The 14,052-nt window shown below is 72.4% G+C and carries 13 protein-coding genes; 9 read left to right on the top strand and 4 right to left on the bottom strand.

The annotated features are described in order from the left end of the window. Nucleotides 1–19: 19 nt before the first annotated feature. Entirely contained in the window at nt 20–925 is a 906-nt protein-coding gene (locus Pma05_RS08310; RefSeq protein ID WP_239311940.1) for an acetate--CoA ligase family protein, read from the bottom strand. A gap of 206 nt (nt 926–1,131) precedes the next feature. Between Pma05_RS08310 and Pma05_RS08305 the strand changes: the two genes are divergently transcribed. Continuing rightward, nucleotides 1,132–1,812, top strand: coding sequence for a CBS domain-containing protein (locus tag Pma05_RS08305; protein WP_203856718.1), 681 nt, complete (start codon nt 1,132–1,134; stop codon nt 1,810–1,812). A 142-nt stretch (nt 1,813–1,954) separates the two neighbouring features. Here Pma05_RS08305 and Pma05_RS08300 read toward each other — a convergent pair whose 3' ends face one another. Continuing rightward, entirely contained in the window at nt 1,955–2,596 is a 642-nt protein-coding gene (locus tag Pma05_RS08300) for a hypothetical protein (protein WP_203856717.1), read from the bottom strand. 131 nt (nt 2,597–2,727) lie between these two features. Here Pma05_RS08300 and Pma05_RS08295 point away from each other — a divergent pair, with 131 nt between their 5' ends. The 6 genes from Pma05_RS08295 (at nt 2,728) to Pma05_RS08275 (ending at nt 9,798) form a co-directional block, all read left to right on the top strand. Beyond that, nucleotides 2,728–3,501 carry an SIR2 family NAD-dependent protein deacylase gene (locus tag Pma05_RS08295; RefSeq protein ID WP_239311938.1) on the top strand — a complete coding sequence of 258 codons (774 nt, stop codon included), beginning with the start codon at nt 2,728–2,730 and terminating at the stop codon, nt 3,499–3,501. 211 nt (nt 3,502–3,712) lie between these two features. Then, complete coding sequence (locus Pma05_RS08290) at nt 3,713–5,218, top strand: OFA family MFS transporter (protein ID WP_203856746.1); 1,506 nt, start codon at nt 3,713–3,715, stop codon at nt 5,216–5,218. Next, nucleotides 5,215–5,337 (top strand): MFS transporter small subunit, encoded by a 123-nt coding sequence (locus tag Pma05_RS43425; protein ID WP_275413568.1) that lies wholly within the window; start codon nt 5,215–5,217, stop codon nt 5,335–5,337. The genes Pma05_RS08290 and Pma05_RS43425 overlap by 4 nt, the downstream gene beginning before the upstream one ends. 291 nt (nt 5,338–5,628) lie before the next feature. Further along, complete coding sequence (locus Pma05_RS08285; RefSeq protein ID WP_203856716.1) at nt 5,629–7,386, top strand: hypothetical protein; 1,758 nt, start codon at nt 5,629–5,631, stop codon at nt 7,384–7,386. After that, nucleotides 7,383–8,852 carry an NADH-quinone oxidoreductase subunit NuoF family protein gene (locus tag Pma05_RS08280; protein ID WP_203856715.1) on the top strand — a complete coding sequence of 490 codons (1,470 nt, stop codon included), beginning with the start codon at nt 7,383–7,385 and terminating at the stop codon, nt 8,850–8,852. Before Pma05_RS08285 ends, Pma05_RS08280 begins: the two co-directional genes overlap by 4 nt. A 94-nt stretch (nt 8,853–8,946) precedes the next feature. Continuing rightward, the gene (locus Pma05_RS08275; protein WP_239311935.1) at nt 8,947–9,798 is read left to right on the top strand and encodes an inositol monophosphatase family protein; all 852 of its coding nucleotides are present in this window, start codon (nt 8,947–8,949) and stop codon (nt 9,796–9,798) included. Nucleotides 9,799–9,819: 21 nt separating this feature from the next. Here the strand turns inward: Pma05_RS08275 and Pma05_RS08270 are convergent, their stop codons facing one another. Together Pma05_RS08270 and Pma05_RS08265 are read right to left on the bottom strand one after the other, a co-directional pair. After that, nucleotides 9,820–10,491, bottom strand: a complete 672-nt coding sequence (locus Pma05_RS08270) for a class I SAM-dependent methyltransferase (RefSeq protein ID WP_203856713.1) — start codon at nt 10,489–10,491, stop codon at nt 9,820–9,822. Between the two features lie 95 nt (nt 10,492–10,586). Further along, entirely contained in the window at nt 10,587–12,278 is a 1,692-nt protein-coding gene (locus Pma05_RS08265; protein WP_203856712.1) for a cholesterol oxidase substrate-binding domain-containing protein, read from the bottom strand. 294 nt (nt 12,279–12,572) lie between these two features. Here Pma05_RS08265 and Pma05_RS08260 point away from each other — a divergent pair, with 294 nt between their 5' ends. Then, entirely contained in the window at nt 12,573–13,511 is a 939-nt protein-coding gene (locus tag Pma05_RS08260) for a ribose-phosphate diphosphokinase (RefSeq protein ID WP_203856711.1), read from the top strand. A 22-nt stretch (nt 13,512–13,533) separates the two neighbouring features. Then, entirely contained in the window at nt 13,534–14,010 is a 477-nt protein-coding gene (gene rnhA / locus Pma05_RS08255; protein ID WP_203856710.1) for a ribonuclease HI, read from the top strand. The last annotated feature ends 42 nt before the right edge of the window (nt 14,011–14,052 follow it).

Here is a 14,052-nt window from a genome sequence, read left to right as displayed (position 1 = left end):
GACATCTCCGGCCGCCGGCTCATCCGGCGGCCCGGAGGTGCCGCAGGATGCGGTCGGGCTCCGCGCCGACCGGGGCGAGCCGCAGCTTGGCGTCGACCACCGCCACCCCGTCCGGGCCGACCAGCACCGGGTTGAGGTCGAGTTCGGCCACCTCCGGCAGATCCTCGGCGAGCCGACCGAGCCGGCAGAGCAGGTCCTGCACGGCGGCGGTGTCGACCGGCGGGGCGCCCCGGTAGCCGGTGAGCAGCGGTGCGGCGCGCAGCGAGCGCCACATCCGGCCGGCGTCCAGGTCGGTCACCGGCGTCAGCCGCAGCGACCGGTCGCCCAGCAGGTCGGTGTGCACCCCGCCGAGCCCGATCATCACCAGCGAGCCGAACTGCGGGTCGTGCACCACCCCGGCGACCAGTTCCAGTTGGCCGCGCGCCATCGGCTGCACCAGTACCGGGCCGGCCGGCCCGGCGGCTCCGGACACCCCCGGGTACGCCGCCCGGAGCTGCTCCGGGCCGGTCAGGTGCAGCGCCACCCCGCCCACGTCGCTCTTGTGCACCAGGTCGGGATCGGCGGCCTTCAGCGCGACCGGGTAGCCGAACCCGTCGGCGGCGGCGAGCGCGTCCGCGACGCTCTCCACCCGGAGCGCCGGTACCACCGGGATGCCGTAGGAGGCGACCCCGGCGAGCTGGCCGGCGGTCTCGGCGAGTACGGCGCCGTGCTCGGCGGGTGACGCGGGCCGGCAGAGCCGGTCGACCTCGGCGGCGATGGTCCGCTCACCGGGCAGGGCGAAGAACCTCATCCGCAGGCTCTCCGGCGAGCTGCGCCGGTACAGCTCGGTCAGCCGGTCCCGGTCCTGTGGCATGACGGCGCGGATCCGCACGATTCCGCCGTCGATGGCGAGCGCGTCGGCGCCGGGTATGGCCTGCACGAACACGTCTGGTACCCATTTCGAGTCGGTCCGTTCTCGCCCAGCGGGCCGCTGGTCGGCTGCCTACCAGCACAGCCGAGCGCGACCCGGGGCGGACAGGGCCGGAGCGCCCGCCCCGGCGGGCCGGTCGGCCCTGTCCCGGCCCAGAAGCCGGTCCTAGCGTCGGGGTGGGACGTCGGGAAGGCGTCCGGAGCCCGGCGGAAGGGGTCGTGATGAGACAGTGGCAGGTGCAGGACGTGATGACCACGGATGTCGTCACCGTCGGGGTGGAGACGCCGTACCGGGCGATCGTCGGCCTGCTCGCCGAGCGGGGGGTCAGCGGAGTGCCGGTGGTGGACGAGTCCGGGCGGGTCCAGGGCGTGGTCTCCGAGTCGGACCTGCTGGCCAAGGTCGAGTTCACCGGTCAGCCGGAGCCCCGGCTCTTCGTCGGCCGTCGGCAGCGGGTGGCCCGGACGCACGCGGTCGCCTCGGTCGCCGAACAGCTCATGACCGCACCGGCGATCACCGTGGTACGGAGCACGGTGCTGACCACGGCGGCGAAGCTGATGGACGGGGAACGGGTGAAACGGCTGCCGGTGGTGGACGACCTCGGCCGACTGGAGGGCATCGTCTCCCGCAGCGACCTGCTCAAGGTCTATCTGCGGCCGGACGCCGACATCCGGGCCGACGTCGTCGACGACGTGCTGCGCCGGGTGCTGAGCATCGAGGAGGGGGTGGTCCGGGTCGCCGTCCGGGACGGCGTGGTCTCGCTTCGCGGCCGGGTGGACCGGCGCAGCACCGCGCAGATCGCGGTACGACTCGGCTACGCGGTGCCGGGCGTGGTCGACGTGACCGACCGGTTGGAGTACGCCTACGACGACGTGGAGGTCGTCGGGACCGGCATGATCGCGTGAGGCTCCATCGTTCCCGGGTGGGCCATCGTTCCCGGGTGGGTCCGCGGCGCACCGCCACGACCCACCCGACCCGCGCCCGGCGACCGGGGCAGGGTCGCCGGGGTCCGGTCGGCGGGTCAGCCCCGTGCCGCCCAGTCTGGCGTCATCTGGGACGTCGACGAGGCACCGGGCGGTACGGCAGGACGGAACCAACGACGAGGCCGGCCCTGCGCGCGCACGCCAATGCGGCGGCCACATCGGCTCGATCGCTGCCGCTGAACAGAGCCTCGACGGCCGCCTCGTCGACATCCCGCCGTTTCGCCCGCTCCAGGAACGCCGTCAGTCTTCCTCTGTCCTGGGATCCGTAGTCGACGATGAACTGATCGCTGGTCACATCTTGGACACCGCCGTACAGGCCGTCATCAACGAACTCCCCAGGGTAGTCCGAGTAACGCCAGGCTCCGTTGACCCACCAGTAGACGAAGCCAATTCCCGTCTCGTCCATCAACGACCGAAGTCGCTGCACAGGAAGCCATTTCGGGCAGTCGGCGAGCAGGTCAATCGCTGGTTTGTGATTGAGCGTGTGGCTGTCGAAAACATGGTGCCCGTACAGTAGTGCACGGTTTCCCTCAATCAGAATCAACCGCCACTTGCGGATGCCATCAGGCCCATTCCACTCAAGTCCGTCGTCGTCGACCTTCACATCCTGGGCGCCGAGCGCGGCGTCGTCAACCGCACGCACCGCACCCCGGATCCACAACGTCTCAGGTGGATCGAGTTCTTCTGAGTCGAGAGTCAACCGCACGTACATATCGTAGGACGCCACTGGACCGCGGTCGCCGAGGGTCGGCGTCGCAGGTTGGCTGCCAATGGAGCGCCGACCGGCCCGGTAATCACGTCGCCTCCGCCCGCTACCGCCGCCTACCATCGCCGGTCATGGACGACGTGGAGATGATCCCCGAATGGTGCCGGGATGTCCGGCGGGTCGCGGTACTGACCGGGGCCGGCATCTCCACCGACTCCGGGGTACCCGACTACCGGGGACCGGACGGGGTCTGGACCCGGGACCCGAAGCTCGCGGAGGCGTTCACCCACGACCGGTTCATGGCCGATCCGCAGGTGCGGGCCCGGTTCTGGCGTACCTATCTCGGGCATGCCGCCTGGCGGGCCGAGCCGAACGCCGCGCACCACGCGCTGGCCGAGCTGGACCGGGCCGGCCTCGCGGTGCGGATCCTGACCCAGAACGTCGACGGCCTGCACCAGATGACCGGGATCGCCGCCCGCAAGGTGCTGGAGCTGCACGGCAGCATGCGCTCGGTGGTCTGCACCGGCTGCCGGGTCCGGTCCGACGCACGGGCGACCCTGGACCGGGTGGCGGCCGGCGAGCCGGATCCGGCCTGCCGGGACTGCGGCGGCGTCCTCCAGCTCGCCGTGGTGCTCTTCGGCCAGTACCTCGATCCGGACACGCTCGACCAGGCCAAGCGGATCGCGGCGGCGAGTCAGGTGATGCTCGCGGTCGGCAGTTCGCTGCTGGTCGAGCCGGCCGCCTCGCTGTGCCGGCTCGCGGTGGAGGCCGGCGCCCGGCTGGTCATCGTCAACCGGGACCCGACGCCGTACGACGACCTGGCCGACGAGGTGGTCCGGGAGCCGATCGGCACCGCACTGCCCCGGATCGCCGCCGCACTCACCGCCACCGCCCGGCCGAACTGACGACCGCGTACGGTATACGGACGACCGTTCGGCTCAGCCGATCGACCGTCCGGCGATCGGCGAGGTATCGATGATCAAGGCGCCGCGCGCCGGGGACTAGGTTCCGGGCGAGGAGCAAAGCCGTCGCGGCTGACGTCGACGCGGGACGATCCATCCGTTGCACCGCACCGCGCCACGCCCGCCCTGCCCGCAAGCGAGGTACGTCGTGTCGCTGATGTCCGCACTCGACCACCAGCACACCGTCGCCCCACCGGGATACAGTCGCTGGCTGATACCGCCGGCGGCACTCTCCGTGCACCTGTGCATCGGCCAGGCGTACGCGACGAGTGTCTACAAGAACTCCCTGATCGCGCACTTCGACGCGAGCCAGACCGCGATCGGGGTCATCTTCAGCATCGCGATCGTGATGCTCGGCCTCTCGGCGGCGCTCGGCGGGACCTGGGTGGAGTCGAACGGGCCGCGCAAGGCGATGTTCGTCTCGGCCTCCTTCTGGGGAGCCGGTTTCCTGGTCGGCGCGCTCGGCATCGCGACCGGGCAGCTCTGGCTCGTCTACCTCGGCTACGGCTTCCTCGGCGGCATCGGCCTCGGCATCGGGTACATCTCGCCGGTCTCCACGCTGATCAAGTGGTTCCCGGACCGTCCCGGCCTGGCCACCGGTCTGGCGATCATGGGTTTCGGCGGCGGCGCGATGCTGGCCAGCCCGCTCTCCCGGCAACTGCTCTCGCTCTACGACTCCGGCTACGACCCGGCCAACTCCGCCTCGGTCGCCTCCGGGGGCGCCCTGGTCGGGCTCTTCGTCACGCTCGGCGTCGGCTACTTCGCCATCATGATGTTCGGGGTGGTCAACGTCCGGGTGCCGGCGCCGGGCTGGCGTCCCGCCGGCTTCGATCCGGGTACGGTGGCCGCCAAGCCACTGGTGACCACGGCGAACGTCTCGGCGGCGAACGCCATCCGGACCCGCTCGTTCTGGCTGCTCTGGATCGTGCTGTTCTGCAACGTCACCGCCGGGATCGGCATCCTCGAACAGGCCAGCCCGATGATCCAGGACTTCTTCCGGGACGGCGGCACCTCCAGTGTCACCATCGCGGCGGCCGGCGGCTTCGTCGGGCTGCTGTCGCTGTTCAACATGGCCGGCCGGTTCGCCTGGTCGTCCACTTCGGACATCATCGGACGCAGGCCGATCTACATGGTCTACCTGGGCGTCGGCATGGTGCTGTACGCGCTGCTCGCACTGGTCGGCTCCACCGCCACCGCGCTCTTCGTCCTGCTGGCCTGCGTCATCCTCTCCTTCTACGGCGGCGGTTTCGCCACCGTGCCGGCGTACCTGCGGGACCTGTTCGGCACCTACCAGGTCGGCGCCATCCACGGTCGGCTGCTGACCGCCTGGTCGGCGGCGGGTATCGCCGGACCCCTGATCATCAACGGCTTCCTCGACGCACAGGGCAGGCCCGGTACCCTCACCGCCTCCGCCTACCGTCCGGCACTGTTCACCATGGTCGGCGTACTGGCCATCGGGTTCGCGGCGAACCTGCTGATCCGGCCGGTACCGGACCGCTTCCACGAGCCGGCCCGGCCGGCGGACGCACCCGTTCCGGACGCAACCGCTCCGGACGCGCCGCTTCCGGACGCGACAGACGGTAAGCGGTCGGACACCAGAAACACCGCCGCCGCAACGGCCGCCGAGGCGACCGGGACCGAGAGGAGTACCACCCGATGACCGGGCAACCGAACGGCCAGTCCGGCCGGCTCTGGATCTCGTGGCTGCTGGTCGCCGCCCTCCTCGGGTACGGTGTCGTACAGACGGTCATCACCGCGGCGAAGCTCTTCACCGGTTGACCCCAGATTGCCCACCCCCCGGGGGCAGCCAACTCCACCGATCGTGAAACATAATCGGCACGGGACTCATCCCCCCGGCCCGTTTTCCCGTACCTGATGGGGGTCGGACCGCCGTCGAGTGACGCGCGGCGGTACGACTCCGCCCAAAGTGGCGCGATCAGGACGGGGCACAATAGGCCGCCGTGCTCGTCGCGCGACGAGCGGGCAGGCGGGGCGTGGTGGTGGGCGCCGAGGCGGAAGATCGAGGAGCAGATGGCCCGGACGAGACAGATTCAGCGTGCCAGCGTCCCCATGAGCTTCACCAGCCGGGGAAGCACACCCAAGCCGCAGGGCGCGGTCGCCCTGCTCGTCGTCTCGACACTGGCGGCGCTCTGGGCGGCGGCGATGCTGAGCCCGATCGGTGGGCAGCTCAACGCCTACGTGTTCGTCTACATGACGTTCTTCGCCGGACCGGCCACCCTGGTGTCGCTCAGCATCACCGTGATGGTCGGTCTGGTGGCGACCGACCGGATCGTCCTGTTGATCCGGCACCGGGTGCTGCTCCAGTCGGCCCACCGGTCACTCGGCATCATCGCGGTCCTCGCCCTGGTGCTGCACGCGCTGACCAAGATCGCGGCCGGGCACATCAGCCCCGACAAGGCATTCCTGCCGTTCGTCAACGGTGCCGACGTCTACGTCGGGCTGGGCACCATCGCCGGGGCGATGATGGTGGCGGTGCTCTGGACCGGTCTGATCCGGGCCCGGTTCGCCGGGGTCGGCAAGCCGTGGCTGTGGCGGACGCTGCACAGCATCTCGTACGTCTCGTGGCCGATCGCGCTGGTGCACGGGCTCCAGGCGGGTCGGGCCGCAGCCACCTGGGTCACGCTCAGCTATCTGCTCTGTATGGCTTTGGTGCTGGCGTTGCTGGGTGTCCGACTCTCGGTCACGCTGGGTCGCAAGCGGGCGGAGCTGGGCCAGACCACCGGTGCACTGTCGCCGGCCGGCCGACCCGGCAAGCCGGGCCGGCCGGGTAAGCCTGGTCCGGCCGGCCGGACCAGCTCGATGGCGCCGGCCAAGCGCCGGACCGCCGACGAGATCCGGGCCAGCCGGGCCAACTCCCCGGGCCGGGACGGCGGCCGGAGCCGGCGTACCCGGTGGGAGGACGACACCTCAGCCGGCCGGCGCGGCGAGGGCCGCGGCAACCGTTGGGACGACTCGGAGACCCTGAGCGGGCGGCGCGCCGAGCCGGGGCGCCGGTCCGGCCGCGACGACCGGGACACCTCGGGCGGCCGGGTGGACGACACCATGGGCGGTGGCCGGCGACGCCGGGACAGCCTCTCCGACCTGCGCGGCGGCTCGGAGGCGGCGATCGACGCCTGGGCCCGGGCCGGCGAACTGGACAGCACCCACGCGCCCCGGGGCCGGTCCGACCGGTTCGCCGTACCCGAGGTGCCGCCGCCGGGCAGCATGTCGGGTGGGGCGGACCCGGACGGCGGGCCCCGCAACGCCGAGCTGCCCTGGGACAGCCCACGGCGCTGGGTCGCCGACGAGTCGGGAGACTCCTGGGAGCGCCCACGGGGCGGCGAGGACGACGCGATGTACCGTCGGCCGCGCGCCGGGGACGACACGTCGGCCGGCATCGAGCGCGACGAGCCCGGCGAGAGCCGGCGGTCGCGACGGGACACCGACGGATCGGGGCGGCGGTCGTGGCGGGAGCCCGACGACGAGCCGACGTCGACCGGTGCCACCCGGAGCGGCCGGCGACGGCGGGCCGCCGACGAGGAACCGGCCGACCGCTCCGGACGGCACAGCCGTGGTCGCGGCCCCGACGACGCCGAGGAGAGCACCGCGGAGTGGGGCCGGGCCGCCCGGTACGAGCCCAACCTCGTCGCCCGGGCGGACGACGACGATGACGACGACGACAAGCCTGCCCTGATCGACGTCGCCACCCGCCGGTCCCGCAGATCCGACGAGCCGTCCGGCCGGTCCTCCCGGCGCCGGGACGACGACTCGGACGACGCGGGCGAGGATGGCGCGTACTGGACCAGCCTGAAAGGTGAAGCGCGGTGAGTCTGACCGCCGTACCCCCGGTCGCCTGTTTCGGCGAGCCCCGGCTCACCGCCGGGTTCGACGAGTTCGGCCGGCTCGACCTGGCCGCGCACGAGACGGTGCACGGTGCCGTCAACCCGCTCTCCCCCAAGGGCCTGCTCCGACTGGTCGAGGGGATCGAGCTGAAGGGCAAGGGTGGTGCCGGCTTCCCGTTCGCCCGCAAGTTCCGGGCCGTGCTGGAGTCGGCGGACCGGCAGGACCTGCCGACCGTCGTGGTGGTGAACGCCACCGAGGGCGAGCCCGGCGCCTGGAAGGACAAGGCGCTGCTCACCCGCGCACCACACCTGATCCTGGACGGGGCCGCGATCGCCGCATACGCCCTGGACGCCGACGAGATCGTCATCGGGGTCGCCGACGACGGCATCGGCGAGGCGTCGCTGACCGCCGCGCTGGCCGAGCGCCGGATGCCGGTACGCACCGGCATCGTCACCGTGCCGCACCGGTTCATCTCCGGCGAGGGCGGCGCCCTGGTACGCGGGATCAACGGCGAGGCGCACATCCCGCCCGGGCGCAAGGTACGGGCCAGCGACACCGGGGTGGGCGGCCTGCCGACACTGCTCTCCAACGCCGAGACGTACGCCCAGCTCGCCCTGGCGGCCCGGCTCGGCCCGTACGAGTACGGCACGGTCGGCACCGCCGACGAGCCCGGCACCGTACTGCTCACCGTGACCGGGGCCGCCGGGCGCCCGGCCGTGGTGGAGTGCCCGACCGGCATTCCGCTGCGGGACGTACTGGAACTCTGCGAAACGCCGGAGGGTCCGGGTGTGCTCACCGGCGGCTACCACGGCAAGTGGATCAGCGCGGAGGGTGCCGCCACCGCCGAGGTGTCCCGGGCCGGTTTCGCCAAGGTCGGCGGCGCGCTCGGCGCCGGCATCATCATGCCGCTGAGTGCCGAGGTGTGCCCGCTCGGCGAGGCAGCCCAGGTCGTCACCTACCTCGCGGGTGAGTCCGCCGGGCAGTGCGGGCCGTGCCGGCTCGGCCTGCCGGACCTGGCCCGTTCGCTGGACCTGATCGTCGGTGGCAGCGCCGCCGCAGAGGTGGTCCGGGCGGCGGCCGGTGCGGTGAAGGGTCGCGGCGCGTGCAGTCACCCCGACGGCACGGCCCGGTTCGCCACCTCGGCCCTGGAGATCTTCACCGAGGACCTGGAGGCGCACGCCGCCCGGGGCACCTGCGGCAAGCGGGTGAAGGGCGTCCTCGGGCTGCCCAACGCGGCCGACGCCCCGACCTCGAAGCTGGTGGTGGACTGGTCCCGGTGTGACGCGCACGGGCTCTGCGCCAGCGTGGTGCCGGAGTTCGTCCGGCTGGACACCAACGGCTTCCCGTCGTTCCCGTCCACCCCGGTGCCGACCTGGCTGGAGGGGGGCGCCCGCAAGGCGGTACGGATGTGCCCGGCCCTGGCCCTGCGGATGACCCCGGTGAACGGCTGAGCCGTCCCGTCGTTCACCAGCCCGGAAGGGTCGATTCCGGATGTGCTCGCCACCCGGTCGCGTCCCGGACAGCGGCGCGAGCGAGGATGGGTGGGTGGAAGACGATCTTCTCCTTGCCCGGCGAGCCGCGCTGACCGGCGCCGTCGTCGCCCTCCGGTACTTCGCCGACCTCGGCCGGCTCGACCGGGAGCGGAAGTCGGACGGCACCGTGGTGACCGAGGCCGACCGGGCCGTCGAGGCCACCATCCGGGAGGTACTGGCCGGGGCGCGGCCCGCCGACGCGATCCTGGGCGAGGAGGTCGGGCAGACCGGCCAGGCCACCCGGCGCTGGATCGTCGACCCGATCGACGGTACGGCGCAGTTCGTCGCCGGTGACGACCGCTGGCAGGTGCTCGTCGCGCTGGAGGACGCCGGCGAGATCGTCGTCGGGGTGGCCGTCGTGCCGGCCCAGCGGACGATCTGGTGGGCCCGGCGTGGCGGCGGCGCCTACCAGGCGGAGATCGCCGGGACCGAGCTGACCGGGGAACGGCGCCTCCACACCGCCGCCGCGCCGTCCGGGAGCACGGCCGGGTCCGACGCGGCCGACCCGCTGCCCGGCAGCCGGCTCGGGGTCGTACCGCCGGACGAGCAGGTCTACCCGGCCGAACGCGAGATGATCGCCCCGCTGGCGGCGGTCACCACCCCGACCCCGTGGCATACCCACGCCGCGCTGCTGGTGGCCGGGGGCGAGCTGGACCTCGCGGTGCAGACCCGGGGGCAGGTCTGGGACTTCGCCGCCACCTCGCTGATCGTGACCGAGGCCGGTGGCCGGTACAGCGGATTCGACGGGCAACGCCGGCCGGCCGCCGGGCCGTCGCTCTTCGCCCGGACCCCGGCGCTGCACGACGCCGCGCTGCGCCGACTCGGCGGCAACGGCCGACCGGACCCGGCGACCGGCTCAGCCTGACCGCCGGACCCGGACGGCGAATCAGCCTGATCGCCGGGCCCGGACGGCGAAGACGATCGGGGTGGGTGCGCCGCCCTCGGCGAACCGCTCGAAGGCCAGCCCGGCGTCCAGGAACATGTGCAGCAGCTCGGCCAGCGGACGGTGCGTCGCGCCGACCTTGTCCCGGATCCCCCGGTCGGTCCAGGACTCCTTCGTCCAGTTGCTGTCCCGGTAGCCGGGGCGGATCAGCACCGCGTTCCGGTCGGCACGGTCGGCGAACCCGCCGCAGAAACACGGGTGGACGCCGACGTGCACGAAGGTCCCACCGGGGGCCAGTACCCGGGCCGCCTCCCGGAGCACCTCCGGATATCCGGGCATGTCGGTGTGCACCATCACCGCGACCACCGCCGGCAGCGCACCGTCCCGGACCGGCAGCCGGGTGGCGTCGCCCCGCACGATCGGCAGGCGGCGCCGGGCGTACCGGAGCATGCCGGCGGAGAGGTCGACGCCGATCGGTGTGCGGCCGAGGGAGCGGATCGAGTCGGCGTACGCGCCGGTGCCGCAGCCGAGTTCCAGGCAGGGTCCGTCGCCGGGACCGAGCAGCAGCCGCAGGGTCCGGCCGATCTCCAGTTCGTCGTCGGCGACGGCGCGCTGGGGCAGGAACTCCGCCTCGTACCAGTCGGCGATCTCGTCGTACGCCGCACCACCACGCATCGTTTCCTCCCCCGGTCGCTCCACGGTGCCGGTTCCATTTCCGCATCGCGGGGCGGCGCCGGGCCAGCCGTGTTCGCTCAGGGCGCAGGCCGGGATCAGGGTGTGCCGGGCAGCAGCACGTCGAGGAAGGCGTTGCTGAACACCCGGTGCGGGTCGTGGCCGTTCAGCTCTGCCACGGCCCGGTCCCAGGTCGGGTCGGGCGCGTGTCGGTAGGAGTCCGGTACCGTCCGGGTCAGCATGGTCGGGTCGGCCCAGGCGGCGGAGTCGGTGTAGCCCCAGCCCTTCGACCACTCGACGCGGCTGCCGGCGTACCCGCCGGAGTAGTTGGTGAAGAAGAAGGTCTCCATCTCCCGGTAGAAGGCGTGCGCCCGGGGCGCGGTCGGGAAGGTGAGCACGTCGAACCAGACCACGCTGTCCCACTCCGGGTGGTCGGCCCGGGGCCGGGCCGCCGACAGCGCCGGCGACTCCGCCCCGGGTACGCCGACGTCGGCGGCCCGGTCCACTCCGGCGACCCGGATCTCCACCTGCCCGGTGACCGGGAACTCGCCCCGGGCCTGGTACGCGGCCAACTGCCGCTGGTAGAACCGGGCGAACTCGTGTACCACCCGCTGGATCGAGCCCCGGTCGGTGTGCACCGCGTACCCGTTGGCGGTCTCCCGCAGCGTGGTCGGCTTGACGTAGAGCAGCAGGTTCTTCGACGGCCCCCACAGGTCGGTGGCGAGCGTGCCGGTCAGCCCGACGGCGGCGGTGGTGTACTGCACCTGCCCGAACGTCGGGGTCAGCGCCCACGCCCCGTTAAGCAGTTGCTCGGCCAGCTCGGAGACCGGCTCGGGGACATTGTCGGAGAAGACGTAGTTGTACGGGGTGAGCACCGGGCGGGAGGTCAGCGGCCGGTTCGGGCTGACGCTCCACACCTTGAGCCACGGGTTGTCGGTGAAGGCGAACCAGATCGCCTCCACCCGGCCGGCCGCCGCGACATGGCTGGCCAGGGTACGGCCGCCGGTGCCCGGGGCGGCGAACAACTCCGCGGCGGGGATGTCGACCCGGCTGACGCACCGGAGGTTCTGGTTGGCGCCGACCCGCATCGTCACCTCGGTGACGAAGGCCCGGCCGACGTGGGTGAGCAGCGCCGCACAGTCCGGATCGGCGCGGTCGAAGGTGCGCAGCGCGTACCCGCCGGCCGCCGCGTCCCAGACCACGGCGGTGAGCGAGAGGACGAGGTTGCTCAGCGACCCGTAGGTGTGCCCGGGTGCCAGGGTCTCGCCGTCGGCCGGCACGGAGGTGCCGTGGCCGTTGATCGCCAGTACGCCGCCGACGCTCAGGTCGCCCGGGGCGGGGGTGTTGGTGACGCCGAGCCCGTGCTCCTCGAGGAAGGCGAGGACGTCGTCCATCGAGGCGCCGGCCTGCACGCGTACCGCCGCGGGTGCGGTGGAGAGCACCGCCATCGAGGTCAGGTGCCGGGTGGTGTCCACCAGGATGGTCCGGTCGGCGGCACCATCGGCCGGTACGGTCAGCGGTGCCCAGGTGTGCCGGTAGCCACGGGCCCGGACCGAGTAGCCGTGCCGGTACGCCCAGTTGGTCACCGTCACCACGTCGGCCGCCGTCCGGGGCGTGCAGGTCCAGACCCCGTCCGCCTGGATCTCACCGGCCCAGTTGCGGTACGCCTCGCGCTCGACGGGTATCTCCGCCGGAAAGTCCGGCGGCGCCGGCCGGTCCCCCGGCGTCCACAGTGAACCGAATGCCGTCACGGCGGACGCTTCGAGGAAGCCGCGTCGGGTGAGAGCCATCTCGTTTCCCCCTCTGCTCGGACATGGTCGGCGCCGGCCGCGAAGTGATCGTTGCCGGCGCGAAATGACCGCGCCTTACCCCCGGCACCCGTCGACCGAACTCGATCGGGCGGACAATCGGGGTCACCGAGCAAAGCGACAACGCCGGCACACCGCCGCCAACGGCCACACATCACCGTCAACCCGGCGGGTGTACGACCCGTCGGTGCGGGTCGGTCTCGGCGGCGCCGCGCCGGGGACCGCTGGCTTCGTGTCCTGCCCCGGCGCGCTAGGCCGTTCACTAGAGTGGCCCCCGTGCGTGACATCGCGGTCTTCACCGGCAGTGCCCACCCCGAGCTGGCCACCGAGATCTGCCAGCATCTCGGCGTCCCCCTGCTCCCGACCCGGATCTCCCGGTTCGCCAACGACTGCCTCGAGGTGCAGTTGCAGGCGAACTGCCGGGAGCGGGACGTCTTCCTGATCCAGCCGCTGGTGCCACCGGTCCAGGAGCACCTGGTGGAGCTGCTGCTGATGCTGGACGCGGCCCGGGGCGCCTCGGCGGGCCGGATCACGGTGGTGATGCCGCACTACGCGTACGCCCGCAGCGACAAGAAGGACGCCCCGCGCATCTCGATCGGCGGGCGGCTGGTCGCCGACCTGCTGACCACGGCCGGCGCCGGCCGGATCCTGGCGATCACCCTGCACTCGCCGCAGGTGCACGGCTTCTTCAGCATCCCGGTCGACCACCTGCACGCGCTACGTGAGCTGGCGACGCACTTCCAGGGGTACGACCTCGCCGACACGGTGGTGGTCTCGCCGGACCTCGGCAACGCGAAGCAGGCCGCCGCGTTCGCCCGGATGCTGAAGGTGCCGGTGGCGGCCGGCGCCAAGCAGCGGTTCTCCGACGACAAGGTGGTGATCAGCACGGTGATCGGCGACGTGGTCGACCGGGACGTCATCGTGCTCGACGACGAGATCGCCAAGGGCAGCACGGTGTTCGAGCTGCTCGACCGGCTGCGCGAGCAGAAGGTCCGCAGCGTACGGGTGGCCTGCACGCATGGCCTGTTCGCCTCGGCGGCGCTGCGCCGGCTCTCCGCGGAGCCGGACGTCGCCGAGATCGTCTGCACCAACACGGTGCCGATCCCGACCCGGGACCACACCGACAAGCTGACCGTACTCTCCGTCGCGCCGGCGCTGGCCGAGGCGATGCGCCGGATCCACAACGGGGAGTCGGTCAGCGCCCTGTTCGGCTGACCGGGCAGGGTATGTTGCCCGGGTGACAGAGCAGGTCGTGCAGATCTACACCGACGGCGCGTGCAGCGGCAATCCCGGTCCCGGCGGCTGGGGCGCCGTGCTGCGGTACGGCACGGTGGAGAAGGAACTCCACGGTGGCGAGGCGGTGGCCACCACCAACAACCGGATGGAGCTGATGGCGGCGATCCAGGCGTTGGAGAGCCTGACCCGCCCGGTGACGGTGCAGATCTACGTCGACAGCACGTACGTCCGGGACGGCATCACCAAGTGGCTGCCGAACTGGAAGCGCAACGGCTGGCAGACCGCCGCGAAGCAGCCGGTCAAGAACGCCGACCTGTGGCAGCGACTGGAGGCCGCCGCCGCCCGCCACCAGGTGCGGTGGCACTGGGTCAAGGGGCACGCCGGGCATCCGGAGAACGAGCGGGCGGACCAGCTCGCCGTCCGGGGCATGCGGGAGGCCACCGGCGGGCGGGGGCGCTCGTCGGTCGTACCGGCCTGACTCCGGCCCCGCCGAGGCACCTGACTCCGGCCCCGCCGAGGC

It is taken from the genome of Plantactinospora mayteni (genome assembly GCF_016862935.1).
Classification (GTDB): Bacteria; Actinomycetota; Actinomycetes; order Mycobacteriales; family Micromonosporaceae; genus Plantactinospora; species Plantactinospora mayteni.
This window is presented reverse-complemented; position numbering and strand designations above follow the sequence as displayed.

Coding starts and splice junctions, on each gene's coding strand:
- Pma05_RS08305 (WP_203856718.1), top strand. CDS start 1,132: ATGAGACAGTGGCAGGTGCAGGACGTGATGACCACGGATGTCGTCACC.
- Pma05_RS08295 (WP_239311938.1), top strand. CDS start 2,728: ATGGACGACGTGGAGATGATCCCCGAATGGTGCCGGGATGTCCGGCGG.
- Pma05_RS43425 (WP_275413568.1), top strand. CDS start 5,215: ATGACCGGGCAACCGAACGGCCAGTCCGGCCGGCTCTGGATCTCGTGG.
- Pma05_RS08285 (WP_203856716.1), top strand. CDS start 5,629: ATGAGCTTCACCAGCCGGGGAAGCACACCCAAGCCGCAGGGCGCGGTC.
- Pma05_RS08270 (WP_203856713.1), bottom strand. CDS start 10,491: ATGCGTGGTGGTGCGGCGTACGACGAGATCGCCGACTGGTACGAGGCG.
- Pma05_RS08265 (WP_203856712.1), bottom strand. CDS start 12,278: ATGGCTCTCACCCGACGCGGCTTCCTCGAAGCGTCCGCCGTGACGGCA.